Origin of the sequence: Anabaena azotica FACHB-119, from assembly GCF_014697625.1 — a bacterium.
GTDB classification, from domain to species: domain Bacteria; phylum Cyanobacteriota; class Cyanobacteriia; order Cyanobacteriales; family Nostocaceae; genus Trichormus; species Trichormus azoticus_A.
Window position 1 is genome coordinate 1 of the sequence record NZ_JACJSG010000063.1, and the last position, 24,304, is coordinate 24,304.

Consider the following 24,304-nt stretch of genomic DNA (forward strand, 5'->3'; position numbering starts at 1 on the left):
TTTGAACTCGTAGACAATCATGGATATCGACCAATTAACCACATGCTTATGCTATCACAAAAAGCATAAAGCCGTCGTAGAACGACGGGGTTTTAAACCCATTTTTCTGATAAATAGCCTTTACTACTTTAATCTCAGCAATTGGATGGTGGGTAGGAGATTTATCTAAATGTTTGAATATATTTAAAGAATTGGAGTCAAAGATAATGGAAAGTACGTTTTTTGATAAGACGTTTCGTGATAGCGAAGGCAACATTGTTGTAGCTCAAGCGCCAAACCCACCCCTGATTGTTTGGATAGTAGCCAGTTTATTCAGTCTGATATTTACAACTGGCCAAATCAATACAGTATTAAACTTTGTGGCAAACGCCTCCTTATTTACTTGGGCATGGATGGAATTGTTTCAAGGTGTTAATTATTTTCGGAGAACGCTGGGTCTTGTGGTATTGATGGGTTTAATTGCATTACAAGTTATCCGGTAAGGCTTTTGATTTGCTAGCTTAATTTTATAGCAGACAACGGGAAACAGGAAAAAGTTTGAGCGTTAACTTAATAAGCTAACAAAGAAACGCAGAGGGTAGAAGGCAGGAGCAAATGGTGGCTTCTGCCTTTTGCCTCTTGCTTTATATGAGTGTAAATCTGCATTGCTTCAATTACCAACTTTAGATAATAAATCTTTCTTATCTTTGTAAATAACTTATCTTTCTTCACCATCAAATATGGTGGCAAGCAGCAAACTCAATATTAGTGGTGCTGAGAACAGTAACTCACCCATAACCAAACTAAACATCATTAAAAAAGGAAGAAATACTCATGGCTACTGAAAATAAAATTGCGATCGCCAATCTTACTGATGATTTGTTACAGCTGCAAAAACCTGTGTACTCCAGTTTAACAGTTGCTATCTTACAACAACTTCTAATCTCAGAAGGCTACGGTAATTTACCCGATGGGACAACCTTACCTGTAACTGGCAACTATCTGGACGAAACTGTTACTGCTGTCGAAAACTTCCAACAAGCTATGGGGCTTTCGGTCGATGGTGTTGTTGGTGCAAATACCTGGACTGCGTTAGTCCCAAATCAGTAATTAATCAGAATTTTTAGCATTCTGGGAAAAAGTTCATTAACGGTTGACTGTCAACAGTCAACCGTCAACAGCCAAGACGAAAAGATGTGCTTAAATACCTGAGAGGTGATTACTGCATATATCCTCAATATCAAGCTTGAGTAAAGAAGGTGAAAAATATGCTGTCTACCACTTCTTAACCAAGCTGGAAGGATTTTGCTCAACCAAGTTGCTGTCCATCAATTCTGTAGGTGAGTTCGCCCGTACAGCACGGAACATTCCAAATCGGCACAAACCTGTACCAAATGCTAAACGCATCAGCAAAAAGGTGGGAACCTCACGTAAAGATTTGACAAAACCAGATAGTCCAAAACGCAGCAAACCTTCCGGTCTGGCTATCCCTTGCCAGATTGAGTCTAACCAAGAAGGAAGGGTTTCTTTTGTCCAATCTGTTGTTATTACCTCTCCTTCGACTAATTTTGTCTGTTCTAGAAGCTCACTAAAGCCTTCTATGCTGGAAAAAGCTGGATGAGACCATTGGTCGAGGAGTTGCCGCATTACTGGTTTTTCCCAAAAATTTAGCGGCTGGCGGCGGTCATCTCTCTGATTCCAGTCAGCTACAACCAACAGTCCACCAGGCTTTAACACCCGCATTAATTCTCTGGCAAAAACGGCTTTATCAGGCATATGCGGGCCTGCTTCAATCGACCAGACTATATCAAAACTGGCATCTGGAAACGACAATGCCATTGCATCATCGACCGCAAACTGGGCGTTTAGCCCTTGGGGCGTTAAGTCCTGGGCGCGTTTTACCTGCTGTGGGCTGATCGTGATCCCTGTGACAGCAAACCCATAATCTCGCGCTAAAATCCGACTACTACCCCCAATGCCGCAGCCCACATCTAAAAGGGTGGTTCCGGGTGGTAACTTATCTAAACCACCCCATTTCACCATTTCATGTACAAAGTCAGATTTAGCTGCCAAAAAATCTTTCCTTCGTGGCGGCGAACCGTAGTGACCGAGGTGAATGTGTTCTCCCCAATAAAACTCTAGGATGCCGTCTACAGTCCACTCATCATAGGAGTTGGCGACTGTAACAGAAGATTGATACTTGCGAGGAGTTAGGAAATAAGCTGCAAGTGCGATCGCTAAAAACAGAAGAACACCAATTACAAAATATAGCAAGGTTGACATTGTTTTGAAAGCTGCCTATACACTTAACGTAGCTGGTTGACTAAAAAAACTCAAGTAGCATGGCCCTATGACTGACCATAAACTGCTAACACCACTGACAGTTCCACCTCCCTAGTTGCTCAATCCGATGGGACAACGAGCTAGCTGTCTGTGCCGAGGTAATAGCCAGTATGGACTTTAGCAATTCTATTCACGCTGAAATAAATGTACTTATTTATACGTCAAGCTATTAACTGCAAGTATGGCGTAATCTGCAAAGTTTGTTTACCTGTCGGCTTATTCATAAGCAAATTTTATAGATTGTTATAAAGGTATCATGTATTACTTTTTTATATTTACAAAAATTTACATTTATTTAACTTGAAGTTGCTTTTTATTCTGAAAGCCAGGAATTTTCTAGAAAATCACGAGTTACAAGACAAAAAATAAGTTAAGAAATTTAGCTTCTTTAGATTTTCTTCACATTACCTACTATCGTAAATTTACGGGTACTGGTAAGATTGTGTTGAAAGCTGTTCTGATGATTTGTACGAAAAAAATTTTAAAGCTAGCTGCTATGCACATAGCTCTGCATACGTCTGAAAACGTATGAAGTGAGGCATAAGATTGCTGCTTATGTTTTGACTGGGCTGAGTATGAGCCAGTTTTTGGTAGAGTAAATCAATCCAAAAATGAATCATGCAAATTGAACTGATTGAAACAGATCGTCAAGAAAAGACTTTTGTGGCAATTATGACAGATAGTCTATGTGTTGTTCCCTTTGGTATTGATGAATATGTAACTTGTTTTCGTCCATTGCAGGGCTGTGTAAAAGATGTAACTGCAATTGAAGAGTATTTACAAGGACAGGTAAACACTGATGAATACAAGTTACATCTGTGTGCATTATTGAACAAAGATGCTGCTCAAGAGGCAATCATTGATGGTTGTTGTCAGCATCTAAGCCAAGCCAGGAAAGAAGATGTGAGATTTCTGTATTATGCAGAGCATACTTCTCACAAGGAAACTGCGGAAGAGTTTTGGCCTATCCAACCAGATCGAATCAATGAAACGTTGGTTTGTGACGACAGCCAAAGTCCAGATAGATGGGACTTGGCAACTCAGGAAATGGCAAAGCTGAATGTAGAGGTAGCCCAGGAAAACCTTCATGCTACTATTGTTATTGTTAAGGATAATTGTCCCTCAAACTTGGATATTCGTAGTTGTATAGAAGCAAACACCGCAGAGCCTAACGCTCGTATTTATAGACCAAAAAGGCTATTAGATAGGTTGAGCTTGTCATATTTAGAAGTAGAACAACTATTAACTGAGGGCAGTCTGGCAAAATATCTCCATAGCTGGAATTGATCACAAGAAAAATTTATTTTTCTTGCAACTGGCTGCTTTCGCTGTTCAACGAAAGAATATCAAACCTGTAGCCATGATGAAAATCAAAGCTAAGAATTTAGGAAAAACCAGCATTGATTAAGTTAATTAATCATCGCAATCTGAGGGCGATCGCCTAAATATTGGTCAATAAGTTAACTAGAGATTAATAAAATAATTTTGAACTCTGTTGTCAATAGAGCAAGATTATTGACATGACTTATTTTTCCAGATCAACTACAAGCAACATATGTTTTTTATTGTTTTATTACTTAACAAAGAATAAATAAAGGAGCAATAGATGCAACTACTAAAGCCAGAAAGAACATCTTTGATAGATATCATCAGTTATAGATCCCAATCTCAACCTGATAAACAAGCTTATATCTTTCTGCAAAACGGAGAAGAAGAAACAGCAAGTTTTACCTACGAAGAGTTGGACAAACGCTCAAGAGCGATCGCCGCCTATCTCCAACCTTGGAAAGGAGAACGTGCTTTATTGTTATACCCCTCTGGATTAGAGTTTATTACAGCCTTCTTTGGCTGTTTGTACGCTGGGGTAATAGCAGTGCCTGTTTATCCTCCCAAACGTAATCAAAAGTTATCTCGATTGCTTTCCATCGTTAATGATTCCCAGGCTAAATTAGCACTGACAACCTCATCAATATTGCTAGACATTAGTCAAAGGTGGCAAGAAGAAACAGACTCATTAACTCAGTTGAACTGGGTGGCTACAGATAAGGTAGAAGCTGATCCTCAAGATTTTGTCCCTCAATTAATCACACCTGAGAGTCTGGCGTTTTTGCAATATACTTCCGGTTCTACGGGAACACCTAAAGGGGTGATGGTGACTCATCATAACCTGGTACACAATTCCGAGTGCATTAAACAAGCATTTGAACTCACATCAGACAGCGTATCAGTGAGTTGGTTGCCCACTTTTCATGATATGGGACTGATTGATGGCGTAATTCAACCTTTGTACACAGGTTTTATCGGTTATCTCATGCCACCAGTCGCTTTTCTCATGAAGCCGGCTTGTTGGTTGCAGGCAATTACCCGATACAAAGCCACTCATTGTGGAGGCCCAAACTTTGCTTATGATTTGTGTGTGAACAAAGTGAATGCCGAACAACTCAAAACACTTGACCTTAGTAGTTGGTATTCTGCTTACAGTGGGTCAGAACCAGTTCACAACACAACGTTGAAGCTCTTTGTTGAGAAATTTAGAGATTGTGGTTTTCAAGAGAAATTTTTCTATCCTTGTTATGGCATGGCAGAAGCAACTCTATTTATATCTGGAGGCTTCAAACAATCTCCACCCATCGTCAAATGGGTACAAACAAAAGCTTTAGAGGAAAACAAAATAGTAGATGTAACTCATCCCCATCCATCCTCTGAAGAAGGAACTAAACCGATAGTTGGATGTGGTCACAGTTGGTTAGATTATAAAATTGTGATAGCTGATTTAGAGTCTTGTGAACTTTGTGCCGATGGACAAGTTGGAGAAATTTGGGTATCTAGTGCTAGTGTGACTAAAGGCTATTGGAATCGTCCACAACAGACTCAAGAAACTTTTGAGGCTTATTTGAAAGATGGTTCAGGGCCATTTTTACGCACAGGGGATCTAGGCTTTCTGCACGATGGGGAGTTGTATGTTACGGGACGAATTAAAGACATTATTATCATCAGAGGACAAAATCATTATCCCCAAGATATCGAACTGACAGTTCAGAAAAGTCACCCTGGGCTGCGGCTGAATTGCGGAGCTGCCTTTACCATAGAGGTCAAGGGTAAAGAGCAATTAATAATTGTTCAAGAGGTAGAGCGTACTTATCTGAAGAAGTTGGATGTAAATCATGTAGTACAGATCATCACTCAAGCGGTGGCAGCAGAGCATGGTATACAGGTTTATGCCACAGTCTTAGTTAAGACTGGCAGTATTCCTAAGACTTCTAGCGGCAAAATTCAACGTCATGCTTGTCGGACTAAATTCTTGAATGGCAGTTTAGAAGTAGTCGAAGATTGGAGCGAAAATCCTCAATATAAATCTGGATTCATCCGTCTTCAAGATGAAGTTGAATCTATCTTCAATACTTTTGCCAAAAAAAGTTGAGCAAAGCAGAAGTCAGATGTAGTAGAGAAATTGCTTCTCACAAGGGAAATATTGTATCTGTTTCTATACTCTTCAATAATATTAAGATGATAGAAACCCGAATAAACGAACTACAACCATAGAGAGAAAGATGGAAACCTTAAATAATCAGATTAATTCAATTTCCAGCGATCGCGCAGTTGCCAAAAAACTACCCACAAAGGTAGAAATTCAAAATTGGCTCGTTAACTACCTAGTGGAACAGCTAGACTTAAACCCAGCCAGAGTAGATGTCTCAATTCCTTTTGATCGCTACGGAATTGATTCTGCTGCGGCAATAGTATTGGTAGGTGACTTAAAAGATTGGTTGGAAATAGACCTAGAACCAACTTTAATCTATGATTATCCATCTATTGAAGAGTTGGCTCGACACTTGAATGATTCCATCAGAGCAGAATATTTATGATCAAGTTGTCAGTATCAGCAGTCATCAACCATAAATTTTAAGCATAATATGATGCTGCTGGAGAGGTTGTGGGAAAAGTCGATATTTTCAAACATCCTCTGGGTTGCTTAGTAAAAAACTTCTCTACTCTTGTAGCTTTTCCATCCCCTTGAGAATATCTGGAACTGAATTAAGCTTCCTTGACGTTACCTGATGGTAATGAATCAACATTTCCTATTATTGACTTTGAGGTAAAACCAACAATGACTAGCGTTAATGTAAGGCTTAAAGACGAGGAATCGTCAACCCTAATAGAGAACAATAAAAACAAGCATCTAAAAGTCACTGAAATCACTTACAAGAACAACACCGAATCCAACTACACAGAAAAAATAGAGGAGTTGGATAAAAGCTTTAACTACAGTGCTAACAGTAATCATTACTGGAGCCATCCTGAACTGTCAATTCTTTACGGCACTCCGCTTTATGCAGAAGCCTCACACTCACAAAGAATTGCTCTCAATCATCTTTATTGGGTGACGCAGTATAGCCAGATTGCTGCTAGTGAAGCAAACACCATACTTTACAATGATGTAACGAATGGAGTGTTTTTCGCTATTGGTGGCTATGAAATGCTCTGCAAAGAATTACATTTGGAAAGCGACCAGGAAAAATCCCACATTCATGCTTTTCATACCATCAGTTATAAAACTAAGAAAGCTCTGCTGGGAAAAGCAGCATTCACTACTCCTGTAGAGTTAAATCAAAGCCAAGCTCTGGAAAATAATTCCCAAGAGAATGCAGCTAGCAAAGCTTTGCAAAAATTATTAGGTTACAAGCCCCTAAGTTCGACACCTTTAGCTTTAGAAGATGCTGCCCTCCGCTTACTAAAAAATATCAGACTCAAAAGCAAAGCAGACTGCTATTCCCCCTATTTAAATGAATTGGAGAAGAAAGATTTATTTCTTCCAGGCCCCAGAACAGGGATATTAAGAGTATTTCCTAGATATCTGCTGAGGTTGTTTACCTTAAGTTGGGGAAGTTCATCTTTCTTAGCTTCTCAATATTACTGCTTCCGCTACATAGCCAATATGCTGCTCAAAACAGCTGAATATGAATACACAAGGCATTACAGAGACTTAGAAAAAACAGGAGAATTCATCCCAACGCCAACAGAAGTTTCCCGTTACCATTTGTTGGATGAATCTTACCACACCACAATGTCCAAGCTGATTGCACAAGATGTATACAAGGATTTTGCTAAACCAACAGCATATGAAAGATACATGGGCAATTTGTCAGTCAAGGTAACGCAAAGTCGTCTGCTTGGTGGTCTTTCTGGCGGTTTACCTGCCATATTCCAAGACGATTCTTGGTTCACAATTTCATACTACAAGTTACTCCGCAGTCCTGTCTTCGATATGTCTCACGAAGAAACTATGCACTGGTTGGAGAAATGCTTGTGTCATGAACATGAAGGTTTTCATGTCAATCTCAAGTATCACCATCGCTTGTTAACAGACCTGCGTTACTTTTTCGGCGAATTCGATTATATGTGGCCTGTCAACCGGGAAATGAGTTTGATGGCTGAAGGGGGATCGATGGAAAAAGCCATCCAAAGAAATATCGAGTCCTTTAGAGACTTTTCTAAATCCTTTACTGCGGGGGCGAGTAAATAACCTGAAAATTGTGATTAAGGCTTAAATTCTTACTTAGGGATCAAAGCCAACAACATAAGGTAGTTGCATAATAAAGGGATGAATTGAATATATATAGGAATCCGATTTGATTTCTGTATCCCTTACGGGAGCGTAGCCATAAACATCTCACTACCTGTAAGCCGATGCACTGCTCACCACAAACATGATAAGGTGGGCTACGTATATTTCAAAAATCAAGTATGAATCCTATATATTTGCAATGTCCATACTGTAGCTCTAACTAAAACTACAGTATGAAAACGCAATAAAATAAATTCATCCCTTTGTCTAGCAACAATAAAAATAAATCTGCTTTTTGCAAAATCAATGTTTGTAGGAAGAGGTCAAGATATGAGGATAAGCACAATGGAAGCAATAGCTATTATTGGCATAGGTGTTCGCTTCCCTGGCGCTCAAAACCCTGAATCCTTCTGGCATCTCCTACGTGAAGGTGTAGATGCGATTACTGAAGTCCCCCCAGAACGGTGGAATGTAAATGAATTTTATGATCCGAAACCAGCCACACCGGGTAAGATGATTACTCGCTGTGGTGGGTTTTTGGATGATGTAGGTAGTTTTGATGCTGGTTTCTTTGGCATTTCCCCCCGCGAGGCGGAATGTATAGATCCCCAGCAAAGACTGGTTTTAGAAGTAGCCTGGGAAGCCTTAGAAAACGCAGGTATAGCACCACAAACATTGAATAGTAGCCAAACTGGTGTTTTCGTAGGGATTGGCAACTACGATTATGGCAGGTTGCAAAGCTGGCATTTCTCTCGCCTCAACGCCTACGATGGCACAGGGACAACCCTTGGCGTTGCGGCTAATCGCTTATCCTATGTACTGAACCTGCAAGGCCCAAGTTTAGTTGTAGAAACCTCTTGCTCTTCTTCCTTGGTCGCAGTTCACTATGCTTGCCAAAGTTTACGCACCCAAGAATCCAATCTGTGCTTAGTTGGTGGTGTCAGTTTAATGCTGTCGCCGGAATCACATATTATTTTTTCCCAAGCGAAAATGATGGCTCCCGACGGTCGCTGCAAAACCTTTGATGCTAGTGCTGACGGTTATGTTCGGGGAGAAGGATGTGGTGTAGTTGTTCTTAAGCGTCTGGGTGATGCGCTGAGGGATGGAGACAACATTCTGGCTACCATTAGAGGTTCAGCAGTTAATCAAGATGGTCGCAGCAACGGACTCACCGCCCCCAATGGGCCAGCTCAACAGGCAGTTATCCGTAAAGCTTTAGAAAACGCTGGAGTGACGGCGGATCAAATTAGCTATGTGGAAGCGCACGGTACGGGAACAGCCTTGGGAGATCCTATAGAAGTCAACTCTTTAAAAACTGTATTAATGAAGGGTCGCCAACCCAATCAAACTTGTTATATTGGCTCAGTTAAAACAAATATAGGTCATTTGGAACCAGCTGCGGGGATTGCTGGTTTAATTAAGGTGGTATTAGCGTTGCAAAATAAGCAGATACCACCTCACCTGCATTTTCAGCAGTTGAATCCATATATAAAAATTAATAATACTCCCTTGACAATTCCCACAGAACTACAAGAATGGAACGTCAATCAAGGCTCGCGTTTAGCTGGTGTTAGTGCCTTTGGTTTCGGTGGGACAAATGCTCACGTCATTTTGGAAGAAGCTCCTGAGTCGGTGGGAGTAGTAAAAAATATAGAGCGTCCTCAGCACTTACTCGCCCTATCTGCCAGAAGTGGAAAGGCGCTGCAAGAACTGGTAGAAAGATATGAAGAGTATATTGAATCCCATCCTGAGCGATCGCTAGAAGATATATGTTACACCGCTAATACTGGGCGATCGCATTTTCCCCATCGCCTAGCTATCATCGCCGACCACAAACAAGAATTAGCTGACAAACTATCTAAAATTATTGCAGAGCAAGAAGTTAATCAAGTATTTTTTAGTCAAAATTCTGGTGATAGCATCTCGCCTAAAATTGTCTTCCTGTTCACTGGGCAAGGTTCTCAGTACATCAACATGGGAAGACAACTTTATGAAACTCAAACCGTCTTCCGTCAAACCATAGACAAGTGCGATCGCATTCTCCAATCCTATTTAGACAAATCTCTTTTAGACATTCTTTATCCTGAAGATAACCAACAATTAAATAAATCACTCATTGACCAAACTGCATACACTCAACCCGCTCTATTTGCCATTGAATATGCTCTAGCCCAACTATGGCAATCTTGGGGCATCAAACCAGATGTAGTCATGGGTCATAGTGTAGGAGAATACGTAGCCGCAACAATAGCAGAAGTATTTAGTTTAGAAGATGGCTTAAAACTGATTGCTCATCGGGGACGCTTAATGCAGAGTTTACCTGATGGAGGTGAGATGTTAGCAGTGATGGCAACAGAGGAAAAAGTCAATCAACTCATAGCCCCATACAAAGAAAAAGTAGCAATAGCAGCCATCAATGGGCCTTTTAGCATTGTCATTTCTGGTGCAGGAGAGGTTATAAGCACAATCAGGGACAGCTTAAACGCCCAAGAAATTAAGACACATCAGCTACAAGTATCCCATGCCTTCCATTCGCCCTTAATGGAACCGATGTTGGCAGAATTTGAGGCAATAGCTAATACAATCACCTACAATCAACCTCAGATTTCACTGATATCAAACATTTTCGGAACCAAAGCACAAGAGAATATTGCCACAGCCAACTACTGGGTAAATCATGTACGCCAACCCGTGCATTTTGCCCAAAGTATGGAAGTCTTGCACCAAGAAGGTTACGAAATCTTTCTAGAAATTGGCCCCAAACCAATTTTGTTAGGAATGGGGCGCGAATGTCTCATAGGAAATAAAAAGCTATGGTTGCCAAGTTTGCATCCTAGTAGACCAGACTGGCTACAAATGCTGCAAACTTTAGGGCAGTTATACGCACAAGGAGTCAAGGTAGATTGGGCAGGATTTTATCAAGATTATTCCTGTCAGAAAGTAGCTTTACCCACATATCCTTGGCAACGAAAAAGGTATTGGATTACAAATTTTCAGGAAAGCCAAAATCAAGACAAAATTAGCTCTATATTCGAGGGGGAAACAACAATAACTAATGGACATATACAATTGCAGGAAAGACAAATGAATGAAAACGAAATATTACAAAAACCAAAATTAACATTATCCAATCCAGAGTTACTGTCTTTTCCCAAATCTCCATCAAAAGCAGAAGAAACTCCCATAAAACAGCTATCTCAGACAGTTCCAGCAATTCAGTCCAAACCTGCCGAATCTCATCAGCCACAAGTTGAATCGGCAAATATTGCCCAAACACCAAGCAGAACAACATTAAATAATGGCAATGGTAATCTTGCTCAAATCAAACAAACTCTTAAGGAAAGTCTAGCCTCAGCCTTGTATACAGATATTAGTGAAATTGCCGAAAATCAGAAATTTATTGATTTAGGCTTAGACTCTATCGTCGGGGTGGAATGGATTACCACCATCAATAAAAAATACAATTTAAATCTCAAAGCTACCAAGCTCTACGATTACCCAACCTTATTAGATTTGGCGAAATACATCAACCAAGAAATTTCCTCAGAAGAAACTCCCACAAAACAGCTAGCTCAGACAGTTCCAGCAATTCAATCCGAACCTGCTGAATCTCATCAGCCACAAGTGAATATTGCCCAGACACCAAGCAGAACAACATTAAATAATGGCAATGGTAATCTTGCTCAAATCAAACAAACTCTCAAGGAAAGTCTAGCCTCAGCCTTGTATACAGATATTAGTGAAATTGCCGAAAATCAGAAATTTATTGATTTAGGCTTAGACTCTATCGTCGGGGTGGAATGGATTACCACCATCAATAAAAAATACAATTTAAATCTCAAAGCTACCAAGCTCTACGATTACCCAACCTTATTAGATTTAGCAAAATATATCACCCAAGAAATTTCTTCTGTCTGTGACAGCAGATTACCCCAAGATAGTCAAGAATCTGCGAAAGCATCTTCACAAAATAATGGTTCATCTGGAGATGCAGGTGAATACACATTAAGCCAAGATAGTCAAGAATCTGCAAAAGCATCTTCACAAAATAATGGTTCATCTGGAGATGCACAGGCAGATTTGCGGCTGCAATTACGCTCAATCCTAAATAAGGTAGCAAATAAAGAATTAACTGTTGAACAAGCAAATCAAATCATTCAAGAACTCAAACAAAAAGCTGCATCAAGTAGTAAAGTTCAAGGTGATAGCACAAATAATAATCGCATCTTGCAAATAATTAAAAAATCCGTTTATGAGGTAGAACCAAAATTAGAAAAATACCCCCTCAAAACTACTGATAGCCTAAAACAATTAGGCGTTGATTCAGTTAATCGGGCAGAAATTCTCACAATGGTGATGGAAGAGCTAGATTTGCATATTCCCCTAATTCAATTAGCTGGAGCGCAAAACATTGGAGAGTTAGCTGATTTATTTGCAACTAAATTGGAAGCGCATCATGGGATATAGTTCCGCACCAATAAGAATAGAGATAACTGGTATGGGAATTGTTACTCCTATTGGGCAAGGAGTAGCAGCTTTTCATGATGCTCTGTTGGCTGGGAAAACTCAGTTTGGTTATCTCCAACGATCTGGACGTGAAGGGTCTAGATCATTTATTGGTGCAGAACTTCCAGATATTAGTGCTAAATCTTTGCTACCTGAACATAGCGGGCTGTTACGCACTGCTTCATGGAGTAGTCAAATAGCTAGCGTAGCTGTTGCTGAAGCTTGGGAAGATGCACAACTATCTTTAGGTAGATTTAACCCCGAACGTATAGGAATTGTCGTCGGTGGTTCAAATTTCCAAGAACGTGAAAAACAACAAATCTGGCAGCGTTACCAATCGAACCCTGAGTTTATCCGACCAACTTATGGCGTTACTCTTTGGGACACTGATGTGATGAGTTTGATTTCTCAGTGTTTTGGGATACAAGGCGAAGGGTATAGCGTGGGTGCAGCTTCTGCTAGTGGTGCAGTTGCTATCATTCACGCTGCTCGACAAATTTTAATGGGAGTGACTGACGTAAGCATTGCTGTTGGCTGTTTGTTTGACATCTCGCAATGGGAATGTCAGGGATTCACAAATCTGGGAGCGATGGGAACTGTGCGTTTTGCTGATGCGCCTCATCTTGCTTGTCGCCCATTTGACCGAGATCATGATGGCTTTATTTATGGAGAAGGTTGTGGGGTTGTAGTGCTGGAAAGAGCTGACCATGCTCAACAAAGAGGAGTCAGGTCTCATGGGCAACTTCTGGGTTGGGGATTAGGTTTAGATGGAAAACGGACTCCTGAACCATCTCAAAAAGGAGAAGAACAAGCCATGAATGCTGCCTTGGCGATCGCACAACTCCAGCCAGAGCAAATTGATTATATCAATACTCACGGCACAGGCTCTCCTTTAGGTGACAAAACAGAAGTAGCTGCGTTGAAATCTGTAGGATTATCTCACTGTTTACTCAATTCCACAAAGTCTCTCACAGGTCACTGTTTAACAGCAGCCGGAGTGGTGGAGGTCATTGCCACTTTATTGCAAATGAAGTTTGGTTTTTGTCATCCTACCAATAACTTAGTTAATCCCATTGATCCCAGCCTAAATTGGGTCAAAGAAACCTCTATTAAAGCTGATATTCAATATGCCATCAGTAACAGTTTTGCTTTTGGCGGCATTAATACAGCTTTATTAATCAAAAAGGAGTAAATCTGTGCAACAAGTGGGAATTGAAGCTCTAAATATATATGGAGGCGCAGCTCAATTAGATGTGCAAATGTTAGCACAGGCACGTCACTTGGACACAAGCCGCTTCGATAATTTGATGATGAAAGAAAAAGCGGTTTCTCTCCCCTATGAAGATCCAGTTTCTTATGCTGTGAATGCCGCCAAGCCAATTATCGATCGCCTCAGCGATGCTGACAAGCGACGGATAGAAATGGTGATTACCTGTAGCGAGTCTGGTATTGACTTCGGCAAGTCGATGAGTACCTATATCCAAGATTACTTGGGTCTGAGTCGTAACTGCCGGATGTTTGAACTCAAACAAGCTTGTTACTCAGGTACAGCCGGCTTGCAGATGGCAATCAACTTTATTTTGTCGCAAACATCCCCAGGCGCTAAAGCTTTAGTTATAGCCACCGATATTTCTCGGTTTACCCTGGCAGAAGGTGGAGAAGCGTTGAGTGAAGATTGGTCTTTTGCCGAACCGAGCAGTGGTGCAGGAGCAGCCGCGCTTTTGGTGAGTGATGTTCCCTACATTTTGCAAATTGATGTGGGATGCAACGGTTACTATGGCTATGAAGTCATGGATACCTGCCGACCCAAGCCAGACTCAGAAGCCGGAGATGCAGATTTATCATTGCTTTCTTACTTAGACTGTTGTGAAAATGCCTACCTGCATTATCAAAGCCGAGTTGAAGGTGTAGACTACCAAAAATCTTTTGATTACTTGAGCTTTCATACCCCTTTTGGTGGCATGGTCAAAGGAGCGCATAGAAATATGATGCGTAAGCTAAAAAGGGCGAAACCACAAGAAATTGAAGCCGACTTTCAAAGAAGGGTGATGCCGGGATTAGTCTATTGCCAACAAGTAGGTAATATTATGGGGGCGACAGTATTTTTATCCCTAGCTAGCACAATTGACAATGGAGATTTCAGCCAACCTCGCCGAATAGGGATCTTTTCTTATGGTTCTGGCTGTTCCTCAGAATTTTATAGTGGGGTTGTTAGTCCAGAAGGGAAAGAAATTCAAGCTCAACAAAGGATTTCCTCACAGTTAACAGCACGCTATTCTTTAAGCATCGAAGAATATGAACAGTTACTCCAATACAGTCGTGCAGTAGCCTTTGGCACTCGCAATGTCACCCTAGATTACAACATCTTTCCTGGTTTGTGGCAACAAATTGAAGGTAAGGGTCGATTAGTGCTGAAACAAATCAAGGAATTTCACAGAGAATATGAATGGGTGTAACTATGAACTATCAAACTTTAAAAATTGATTATCAAAGTGCTGTACAAAGGATTCAAATATATCGACCCGAAGCAAACAATAGCATCAATAGTCAACTGATTCAAGAATTATTGTCAGCTTTACAAGCTGCGGAAGCAGATGAAACAGTGAAAGTGGTAATTTTAGAAGGGCTACCTGATGTTTTTTGTACAGGGATGGATTTTCAAGAAGTAGCTGACGGCACAAACATCGATGCCAAAGCGAGTTCTCATGATTACTACAACATCCTCAAACAAATGTCTCAAAGTAGCAAAGTGATTGTGTCACTTGTACGAGGCAAAGTACAAGCTGGGGGAGTAGGTTTAGTAGCAGTCAGTGATATAGTTATCGCCGATGAAACTGTGACATTTGTGTTATCAGAATTATTATTTGGTTTATTACCAGCTTGTGTTTTACCATTTTTGATTCGGCGTATAGGATTTCAAAAAGCTTATCGTTTAGCATTAACAACTCAGGAAATATCTGCATCGGAAGCTTATACCTTGGGCTTGGTTGATGAATATGGCAGTAATACTAATAAGTTAATTAGTCAATATGTTAAACGTTTAAAATATTTACCTTCATCTGGTGTAAAAGAGTTAAAAAACTATATTAGTCAGTTATGGATTATTCAATCAGAAACTCAAGAATTAGCTGTTAATAAAATTTCTAGTTTGTTAGGCGATCCTACTGTTCAAGCAAAAATTAAGCGCTTTAATAATGAGGGTGTATATCCGTGGCAAGCATAAATTTTAAATTAGATTCAGTTAAGAGCAGTTCCGAGGTAGTACAACTGCTAGATTTGGGTAACGGTGTTGTTCAAATTACGATGCAAGATGAGGAGAATTGTAATACCTTCTCTTCACAAATAATTGATGGATTATACAAATGTTTTGGTGCAGTTGCTCAAAATAAGAGTTATAAAGTAGTGATTTTGACAGGCTATGGAAATTACTTTTGTTCGGGTGGGACAAAGGAAGAGTTAATTAAAATTTATAAGGGAGAACTGCAATTTAATGAGTTAGATTTTTTTAGAATTTTACTAGATTGTGAAATCCCAGTAATTGCCGCCATGCAAGGACATGGTATTGGTGGTGGTTTTGTTTTTGGTTTATATGCTGATTTAGTTGTGTTGAGTCAAGAAAGTATTTACACAACTAATTTCATGAAGTATGGTTTTACTCCTGGGTTGGGATGTACATTCATTGTACCTACAAAATTAGGCTCTGTATTAGGTCAGGAAATGATGTACACAGCCCAAAATTATCGGGGGGAAGAGTTAGCCAACAAAGGTATTCCTTTTCCTGTTGTACCGAGAAAAGAGGTATTAAACCATGCTCTCACTTTGGCGCATAAAATTGCCGAAAAACCCAGATTATCTTTAGTAACCTTAAAAGCACATTTAACTGCGGAAATTAGAAAGAAATTACCAGAATTTCTAGAAAAAGAACTAAAGATGCACGATATTACTTTCCATCAATTAGAGGTAGCAAATCGGATTGAGGCAATTTATGGTGAAACTAATGTTAGTAGTCAGTCAGAAATTTTAAATCAAACAGATATTCAAAATCAAGTGTCTCCAATTTCGAGACAGAATCATAAACAAGAAACTATAGAAAGTTCTCCTGCTTTTGAACAGGTTCAATTAAAAATATCTAGTTATGGCTTATTAAATAGTTTAACTTTAGCACCTTTGCAACGTAAGGTTCCGGGATATGCTGAGGTTGAGGTGCAAGTCAAAGCTGTGGCTGTTAATTTTCGGGATGTAATTAACGCCCTTGGGATGCTCAAAGAGTACAATGAGCAAAAATTTGGCATTACCAATGAGGAAAATCTCACCTTTGGTTTTGAAGGTGTGGGTACTATCGTAGCTGTTGGGGAAGGGGTGAGACAGTGGCGAGTCGGCGATGAGGTGATGGTCATCGGCGTGCATGACGCATTCAGTAGCTTTATTGTTTGCCCAGTCAATAACCTAGTGGCTAAACCTGCTAACCTGAGCATGGTGAGTGCAGCTACTATTCCCATACCCTTTTTTACGGCGGCTCACGGTTTGTATAACTTAGCCAAAATTCAGCCAGGGGAAACAGTTTTAATTCATGCGGCTGCAGGTGGGACTGGACAAGCGGCTGTTCAGTTAGCTCAACTCATGGGAGCGGAAGTATTTGCTACCGCTAGTCTAGGTAAGATGGATTTTCTCAAGAACCAGGGAATCAAGTATATCATGAATTCTCGGACTACGGAGTTTGCCGAGCAGGTGATGGAAATAACTCAGGGTCGCGGGGTGGATGTGATTTTCAATAGCCTGACTCATGGAGAGTACATCCAGAAAAATATAGATATCCTGGCTTTGGGTGGACGATATGTGGAAATTGGTAAGCTGAACATCTGGAGCCATGAGCAGGTTGCTCAAAAGCGTGCGGATGTCAAGTATTTTCCTTTTGATTTAGGGGATGAATTTGCTCAGAATAATCAATTATTCTCGCAAATTTGGGGCAAGTTGGCTCAAAATTTTGAGCGCGAACACCTGAAGCCATTAAATTACAAAGAATTTGCGATCGCCGATGTTGTTGAATCCTTCCGTTATTTACAGCGTAGTCAGCATATTGGTAGGGTGGTAGTAACCATGCCAGAGTCTACCTATTGGCAGGAAGAATTAAATGGCGATCGCTTACATAATCAAAACCAATTGGTAAATCAGGAAGATGTACTGCATCAATTACAATCAGGTACAGTTTCTTTAGAAGCAGCAGAAAATCTTTTATTAGGCTTAACTCAAGAAGAACCACAGCCAGTTGAAAATGGTCATAACCAACTGGTAAATCAAGAAGATGTACTGCATCAATTACAATCAGGTACAGTTTCTTTAGAACAAGCAGAAAATCTTTTATTAGGCTTAACTCAAGAAGAACCACAGCCAGTTGAAAATGGTCACAACCAACTGGTAAATCAGGAAGATGTACTGCATCAATTACAATCAGGTACAGTTTCTTTAGAACAAGCAGAAAATCTTTTATTAGGCTTGACTCAACCAGAACCACAGCCAGTTGAAAATGGTCATAACCAACTAACTAATCAAGAAGATGTACTGCATCAATTACAATCAGGTACAGTTTCTTTAGAACAAGCAGAAAATCTTTTATTAGGCTTGACTCAACCAGAACCACAGCCAGTTGAGAACGGTCACAACCAACTGATTACTAAAGATAACTCAGAATCAATATTATCTTTACAAAATGCAAGAGAAATAACTGGAGAAAAAGCTGAGAACCTCTTATTAGAAGAAGTAGAATCAGCAACTAAAACAAATACTGTTATTTCCCGTCCTGTTAAAAACACAGATATAGCTATTATCGGTATTTCCTGCCGATATCCGGGGGCTAAAAATTGGCGAGAATTTTGGGAAAATTTAAAAAATGGAGTTGACAGCGTAACAGAAGTTCCCCCTGGAAGATGGCAAGAAAAAGAATGGTATCATCCAGACCCAGAACATCCCGGAACTTCCTATTCAAAATGTGCTGGTTTCTTAGATGAAATTGACAAATTTGACCCCTTATTTTTCCAGATTTCACCAGTAGAAGCTCAGTTTATTGAACCTCAGCAAAGAATCTTTTTAGAGGAAGCTTACCACGCGATTGAAGATGCTGGATATGCTGCTGATTCTCTTAAGGGTAAACAGTGTGGAGTGTTTGTTGGTGCAGGAACCAACGGTGATTATAACAGGTTGTTGTCACTTGCCGGATTAGATACTAACAGACTGGCGCTCACAGGAAATTTGCTGTCGATGATACCAGCAAGAATTGCATATTTCCTTGACCTGAAAGGCCCAGTAGTTGCTCTTGATACTGCTTGTTCATCTTCACTAGTCGCTGTGCATCAAGCTTGCGAAAGTATTCAACGGGGAGAGAGTGAACTGGCGATCGCTGGCGGAATTGCTATCATGGCCACAGCAGACTTCCAAGTATTATCGAGCCAGTTTCAAATGTTATCGGCGGCTGGTCGTTGCAAAACTTTTGATGCGTCAGCATCGGGAACAGTTTGGAGCGAAGGTTGCGGTGTTGTCCTCCTCAAAAGCTATGACCAAGCCATTCGTGATAACGATCATATTTATGGCATTATCAAGGGTACAGGCGTTAATTATGATGGTAATACAAATGGCATTAGCGCCCCCAGTGGTCAGTCGCAAACAAGTTTAGAACAAAGGGTTTATCACAAGTTTGGCATTAATCCCGAAACTATTAGTTATGTAGAAGCGCATGGTACAGCCACACCACTAGGCGATCCTATCGAGGTGGAAGCTTTAACAGAAGCATTTTCGCAATGGACAAGCAAGAAACAGTTTTGTGCGATCGGCTCGGTAAAAACTAATATTGGTCATGCAGCAACCTCTGCGGGAATTTCCGGTTTAATTAAGACAGTTTTATGCCTCAAGCACCAGAAATTAGTGCCTTCGTTACATTTTGACCAAGCCAACCCACATATTGATTTTGAGAATAGTCCCTTCTATGTCAACACAGAATTGAAAGATTGGCAAGTAAGCGATCGCCATCCCAGACGAGCGACAGTTAGTTCCTTCGGTTTTAGTGGTACAAATGCTCATATAGTCGTAGAAGAAGCACCTTTGAATCTTCAAGGTAGCAATTTGAGTGAGCGATCGCACCATATCTTAACCATATCTGCTAAGTGTGAGCCAGGTCTACAAGCGCTAGCACAAGATTATCAGCAATTTTTAGAGACTAATTCCCCAGATGCGATCGCAGATATTTGTTTCAGTGCCAATACGGGAAGGTCGCATTTTGATTATCGCCTAGCTTTAGTAGCTGAATCTAGAGAAAACCTAGTTCAACAGTTAAAAGCCTTTGCCACTGGGGAAGAAACAACAGGACTTTTAGCAGGTCAAACCACCAGCCAACCGCCCAAAATCGCCTTTTTATTCACAGGTCAGGGTTCGCAGTATGTGGACATGGGAAGGGAACTGTATTCAACCCAACCTGTATTCCGCCAAGCTTTAGAAGAATGCGATCGCATTTTACGCCATTATCTAGACAAACCCCTGCTGAACATTTTATATCCTGCATCCGGGGATACATCACCCATAGATGAAACTGCTTACACGCAACCAGCAATCTTTGCCATAGAATATGCCCTAGTGCAATTATGGCAATCCTGGGGAATTCAACCCGATGTAGTCATGGGTCACAGTGTCGGGGAATATGTAGCGGCTTGCGTGGCGGGAGTTTTCAGTTTAGCAGATGGGTTAAAGTTGATTGCCCATAGAGGTAAGCTGATGCAAGCATTACCTGCTAATGGCAAAATGGTATCCGTAATGGCGGATGAAGCAACGGTGAAAACGGCGATTTCTGCTAGTGGGTTAGAAGTGGCGATCGCCGCCTACAATGGCCCTGAGAGTATAGTCATTTCTGACCACAAAGACAAAGTGGATATAGTCAAGGCGCTATTAGAAGACAAAGGCATCAAAACCAAAGAATTGACTGTTTCCCACGCCTTTCACTCGCCCTTGATGCAGCCAATGCTGGCAGAATATGAAACCATAGCCACACAAGTCAGCTACAAAGACCCTCAAATTACCTTAATTTCTAACGTTACCGGGGAAAAGGTAGATGAAAGCATAACTACAGCCAAATACTGGGTGCGTCACGTCAAAGAACCAGTCAAGTTTGCCCAAAGTATGCAGACCTTGAACAAAGAAGGAAACTGCATATTTTTAGAAATTGGGCCGAAACCAATTTTATTAGGCATGGGTCGTCAATGTCTACCAGCCGATGCAGGCGTATGGCTACCTTCCCTCAGACCAGGAGTCAAAGATTGGCAACAGATATTAAATAGTCTGGGACAATTGTATGTGCAGGGAATAGAGGTAAATTGGTCAGAATTTGACCTTGACTATCCTCGTCGCAAAGTGACATTACCCACCTATCCATTCCAACGACAACGATATTGGGTAGAAGCTGCTGAGGATGAACAACAAAAAGTAGCATCTCTCCAGCAAGAGAATACATCCAGCCCAATTTATCATCTCTTGTGTAAAGGGGAAACAGAACTTGTCAGCAGCGAGTTAGAAAAATTAGGAGTACTTTCGCCAGAGGAAATTCAGCTATTACCCAAGCTACTAAAGCTATTAGTTGAACAACATCAACAACAGTTGAAAATAGCACCTACTCCTACCCAAAACGAATCTGCTAAAAGCGATGAAAAAACTACACCTTTCAAGTCAGCATCCAGTAATAAAGGTGAGGAAATCTTAGCAGCAGATTCAGAAACTCGCAAACAATTATTAAGGATTTATATTGGTCAATTATTAGCTAAAGTAGTAGGAATATCTCCTGCTGCTCTCAACTGGCAAAAGCGCCTTTCTGAACTGGGCTTTGACTCTTTGATGGCTACTGATTTAAGAAAAACCATCGAAAGCAACTTACAGGTGGCTGTTCCTGTAGAATATTTGTCAGAGCTAAATATTGAACAGTTCTTAATCCAAATACTTTACCTAATTGAACAGAAGTTTCCCAAGGGAAATGTGCAAACAGCCAATGCAACTATTGATGAACAAAAAAGTTCCATCAATTCAGTGGAAAAGGTTGTAGATAACAACCAAAAATGGGTTAAAATCTCACCGCGAAATTCTCAACCTCTGTTTCGTCTCTTCTGCTTCCATCATGCAGGCGCTAGCTCTTCTGTATTTAATTCCTGGTCAGAAAAATTTGCCTCAAAAATAGAAGTTTGCCCCATCCAATTACCTGGAAGAGGGAATCGACTTAAGGAACCTGCTTTTACTAAAATCAAGCCTCTAGTGCAAACTCTTGCACCAATTATCAAGCCATACCTAGACATTCCTTTTGCCTTTTTCGGTCATAGTATGGGAGCGCTAGTAAGTTTTGAATTAACTCGTGAACTGCGCCGACAAAATTATCCTACTCCCGATTACTTATTTGTAGGCGGGTATCGTGCGCCCCATATCCCAGATTTAAAATCACCAATTTATAAACTTCCTGAACCTAAGTTTATTCAAGCTCTTTCTGGTTACGGGGGAATACCTGAAAATATGTTGCAAGACCAGTTCTTCTTGCAAACTTTTCTGCCGACTTTCAGGGCTGATTTTGAGCTTCTAGACACATACTTTCACACAAAGGAAGAACCCCTAGAAGCTCCTATCTATGTATTTGGTGGTCTTGAAGATCATACCGTTGGCATCAAAGAACTTTCTGGTTGGGAGGAACAAACTAAAGCTAACTTCAAGCTGAAAATGTTTACTGGCGACCATTTCTTTTTACGGGGAGTGGAGGATGAAATCATCAAAATTATTGAAGAAACTATTTTCTGTACAATTAATTAAGGAAAATAGAAAGTAATGAGTTGGGGATTTATATCATGTCCGCTTAAATACTTATCATATATTGGGGGCTGGTAATAGGTAATCGGTAATAGGTAATGGCTCACAACAATTATCTATTAGCTATTACCAATTACCGACCAAAACAACCATATTATAAGTAATTAGCCGAACTTGATATTAGACCCAAACTCATTAAGAGTTTTCCAGTCAAACAAATAAAACAAGTAAAATTTGCCATGAGTTATATAGTTTCTACAACAACAGCATTTCCCGAACAGTACTATCCTCAAACAGTATTAGCTGCTGCTTTACGCAGGTTTTTTACTGTAGCAGATTTAGATTTTGATCTAGATCAGATTGATCGTTTTTTCACAAACGTTAAAATCGACGGTCGTTACTTTGCTCTACCATTAGATTCCTTACTCGACCCGCCCACATGGGAAGTAAGTATCAATAGAGGTTTGGAAGCTTCTTTGAGTTTAGCTGAAACTGCTATCAATAAATTGCTGGAAAAAACCAACATCCAACCTCAAGATATATCTTTGTTGGCATCTGTCTCTATGACTCCAGCAATTCCCTCTTTAGATGGGCGGTTAATGAACCGAATTCCCTTTTCTTCTACCATAAAAAGATTACCCATGAATGGGGTAGGTTGTATGGGTGGAGCTTTTGGGATTTCTCGCGTTGCTGATTATCTGAAAGCACATCCAAAAGAAGCAGCAATTCTATTTGCAGTAGAGATTTCTTCTGCTTTATGGCAAGGTTCTTTACAAGCAAATTTAACTTCATTAATTCGCCGCCTTCCAGAAAATCCCTCTTTATATAGTGAGATTATTATGGATATTATTACTGCTGCTTTGTTTGCAGATGGTTGTGGCGCAATTTTAATGGTAGGAAAAGAGCATCCTTTAGCGAAATCAGGACTACCTCAAGTCATTGATAATCGTTCCTTTTTAGTTCCTAATACAGTGGAAATAATGGGACTGGATGTAGTTGATAGTGGTTTTAGAAATATTCTCAGACCAGAAGTATCGGATCATCTCAAACAAGGATTAAGACCATTAATTAATGGTTTGCTGGCTGATAATAAGATTGAACCTGAGAACTTATATCGTTGGATTGTACACCCTGGAGGCCCGAAAGTAATCGATACAGTTGAAGCAGAATTTGGATTAGATAGTCGCACTTTGCAATTGAGTCGAGATACTTTAGCAGAGGTGGGGAATATCTCTTCTGCAACAGTGCTTTATATGCTAGAGAAAGTGCTATCAGGGGAACAGTCTCCTCCTGACTCCTATGGACTGGTGGTAGCAATGGGGCCTGGTTTTGCACAGGAAGCAATTTTACTCAAATGGTAGGAGGGCATGATATGTTAACGAGGTATATCTTCCTGGGGATCATTTTTGTAGTTTTTCTGCAACGAATGATCGAGTTGCGGATCAGCAAAAGTAACGAAGCGTATATGCTAGCTCAAGGAGCAAAAAAGCATAGCGATAATTTACTAGGTGCAGTGAAAGTGCTACAAATTAGTTGGGTAATAGCTGCGATCGCTGAAGTTTGGTACTTTAATCGTCCTTTTAGCCTCCCTTTAGCCGCCGTCGCTGTATCGCTAACAATAGCAGGACAAGTCTTGCGTTACTTATCCATGCAGGCTTTAGGCCAACGTTGGACTCTCCCAATTATGACCATACCCAATATGCCTGTAGTAGATAAAGGCATTTATCTTTATCTACGTCATCCTAACTGGTTGGGAGTCATCCTAGAAATTGCCGCACTACCATTAATTCACGGCGCTTATTTAACCACGATTGTTTTTTCTGTTGCTAACGCTTTCATAATTAGTAAGCGTGTTCAAACGGAAGAGGAGGCTTTAACCCAAAATAGTAACTACAGTTTAGTTTTTGCCAACAGACCTCGTTTTATCCCCAAAATCCCCTTGATTTCCTCAGCAACCTCTGGAGGTAACTGAGCAGAACCTCTGGAGTATGGTCTAATAGACATTAAGCTTTTGCAGCGCTGACAAACTTCTCGATACCTCTATCAGCCTTCATTGGCAGTTAAGAAGATTAGTTAAATAAGAACGAAATT

General features: G+C 40.4%; 14 protein-coding genes. 13 read left to right on the top strand and 1 reads right to left on the bottom strand.

From position 1 onward, the window contains the following. Positions 1-206 precede the first annotated feature (206 nt). Both H6G83_RS30625 and H6G83_RS30630 read left to right on the top strand, forming a co-directional pair. Positions 207-482 (top strand): hypothetical protein, encoded by a 276-nt coding sequence (locus H6G83_RS30625; RefSeq protein ID WP_190479159.1) that lies wholly within the window; start codon positions 207-209, stop codon positions 480-482. Between the two features lie 331 nt (positions 483-813). After that, positions 814-1,089 carry a peptidoglycan-binding domain-containing protein gene (locus H6G83_RS30630; RefSeq protein WP_190479161.1) on the top strand — a complete coding sequence of 92 codons (276 nt, stop codon included), beginning with the start codon at positions 814-816 and terminating at the stop codon, positions 1,087-1,089. 165 nt (positions 1,090-1,254) lie between these two features. On the opposite strand, the gene H6G83_RS30635 is transcribed toward H6G83_RS30630, so the two are convergent. Then, positions 1,255-2,262, bottom strand: coding sequence for a methyltransferase domain-containing protein (locus tag H6G83_RS30635; protein ID WP_190479162.1), 1,008 nt, complete (start codon positions 2,260-2,262; stop codon positions 1,255-1,257). 678 nt (positions 2,263-2,940) lie between these two features. Here H6G83_RS30635 and H6G83_RS30640 point away from each other — a divergent pair. The 11 genes from H6G83_RS30640 (at position 2,941) to H6G83_RS30690 (ending at position 24,185) form a co-directional block, all read left to right on the top strand. After that, entirely contained in the window at positions 2,941-3,609 is a 669-nt protein-coding gene (locus H6G83_RS30640) for a caspase family protein (RefSeq protein ID WP_190479164.1), read from the top strand. Between the two features lie 319 nt (positions 3,610-3,928). Then, the gene (locus H6G83_RS30645; protein WP_190479167.1) at positions 3,929-5,743 is read left to right on the top strand and encodes a fatty acyl-AMP ligase; all 1,815 of its coding nucleotides are present in this window, start codon (positions 3,929-3,931) and stop codon (positions 5,741-5,743) included. Between the two features lie 130 nt (positions 5,744-5,873). After that, complete coding sequence (locus H6G83_RS30650) at positions 5,874-6,188, top strand: acyl carrier protein (RefSeq protein ID WP_190479169.1); 315 nt, start codon at positions 5,874-5,876, stop codon at positions 6,186-6,188. A gap of 242 nt (positions 6,189-6,430) precedes the next feature. Next, a complete protein-coding gene (locus H6G83_RS30655; RefSeq protein WP_190479171.1) occupies positions 6,431-7,846 on the top strand; it encodes a hypothetical protein in 1,416 nt (471 codons plus the stop codon). A gap of 387 nt (positions 7,847-8,233) precedes the next feature. Further along, complete coding sequence (locus tag H6G83_RS30660) at positions 8,234-12,355, top strand: type I polyketide synthase (protein WP_190479173.1); 4,122 nt, start codon at positions 8,234-8,236, stop codon at positions 12,353-12,355. Then, complete coding sequence (locus tag H6G83_RS30665; protein ID WP_190479175.1) at positions 12,345-13,586, top strand: beta-ketoacyl synthase N-terminal-like domain-containing protein; 1,242 nt, start codon at positions 12,345-12,347, stop codon at positions 13,584-13,586. Before H6G83_RS30660 ends, H6G83_RS30665 begins: the two co-directional genes overlap by 11 nt. 4 nt (positions 13,587-13,590) lie before the next feature. After that, a complete protein-coding gene (locus H6G83_RS36310; RefSeq protein ID WP_190479177.1) occupies positions 13,591-14,850 on the top strand; it encodes a hydroxymethylglutaryl-CoA synthase family protein in 1,260 nt (419 codons plus the stop codon). Between the two features lie 2 nt (positions 14,851-14,852). Continuing rightward, positions 14,853-15,617 carry an enoyl-CoA hydratase/isomerase gene (locus tag H6G83_RS30675; protein ID WP_242044956.1) on the top strand — a complete coding sequence of 255 codons (765 nt, stop codon included), beginning with the start codon at positions 14,853-14,855 and terminating at the stop codon, positions 15,615-15,617. Further along, on the top strand, positions 15,605-22,216 hold the full coding sequence (locus tag H6G83_RS30680) for a polyketide synthase (protein ID WP_190479181.1): 6,612 nt from the start codon (positions 15,605-15,607) through the stop codon (positions 22,214-22,216). The genes H6G83_RS30675 and H6G83_RS30680 overlap by 13 nt, the downstream gene beginning before the upstream one ends. A gap of 236 nt (positions 22,217-22,452) precedes the next feature. Continuing rightward, positions 22,453-23,574: a type III polyketide synthase gene (locus H6G83_RS30685; protein WP_190479182.1), complete on the top strand. Its 1,122-nt coding sequence runs from the start codon at positions 22,453-22,455 to the stop codon at positions 23,572-23,574. An 11-nt stretch (positions 23,575-23,585) separates the two neighbouring features. Next, the gene (locus H6G83_RS30690; RefSeq protein WP_190479185.1) at positions 23,586-24,185 is read left to right on the top strand and encodes an isoprenylcysteine carboxyl methyltransferase family protein; all 600 of its coding nucleotides are present in this window, start codon (positions 23,586-23,588) and stop codon (positions 24,183-24,185) included. Positions 24,186-24,304: the final 119 nt, after the last annotated feature.

Excerpts from the sequence above, each read along its gene's own strand:
- H6G83_RS30660 (WP_190479173.1), top strand. The coding sequence starts at position 8,234 with ATGGAAGCAATAGCTATTATTGGCATAGGTGTTCGCTTCCCTGGCGCT.
- H6G83_RS30650 (WP_190479169.1), top strand. The coding sequence starts at position 5,874 with ATGGAAACCTTAAATAATCAGATTAATTCAATTTCCAGCGATCGCGCA.
- H6G83_RS30640 (WP_190479164.1), top strand. The coding sequence starts at position 2,941 with ATGCAAATTGAACTGATTGAAACAGATCGTCAAGAAAAGACTTTTGTG.
- H6G83_RS30675 (WP_242044956.1), top strand. The coding sequence starts at position 14,853 with ATGAACTATCAAACTTTAAAAATTGATTATCAAAGTGCTGTACAAAGG.
- H6G83_RS30655 (WP_190479171.1), top strand. The coding sequence starts at position 6,431 with ATGACTAGCGTTAATGTAAGGCTTAAAGACGAGGAATCGTCAACCCTA.
- H6G83_RS30645 (WP_190479167.1), top strand. The coding sequence starts at position 3,929 with ATGCAACTACTAAAGCCAGAAAGAACATCTTTGATAGATATCATCAGT.
- H6G83_RS30630 (WP_190479161.1), top strand. The coding sequence starts at position 814 with ATGGCTACTGAAAATAAAATTGCGATCGCCAATCTTACTGATGATTTG.
- H6G83_RS30665 (WP_190479175.1), top strand. The coding sequence starts at position 12,345 with ATGGGATATAGTTCCGCACCAATAAGAATAGAGATAACTGGTATGGGA.
- H6G83_RS30625 (WP_190479159.1), top strand. The coding sequence starts at position 207 with ATGGAAAGTACGTTTTTTGATAAGACGTTTCGTGATAGCGAAGGCAAC.
- H6G83_RS30685 (WP_190479182.1), top strand. The coding sequence starts at position 22,453 with ATGAGTTATATAGTTTCTACAACAACAGCATTTCCCGAACAGTACTAT.
- H6G83_RS30635 (WP_190479162.1), bottom strand. The coding sequence starts at position 2,262 with ATGTCAACCTTGCTATATTTTGTAATTGGTGTTCTTCTGTTTTTAGCG.
- H6G83_RS30690 (WP_190479185.1), top strand. The coding sequence starts at position 23,586 with ATGTTAACGAGGTATATCTTCCTGGGGATCATTTTTGTAGTTTTTCTG.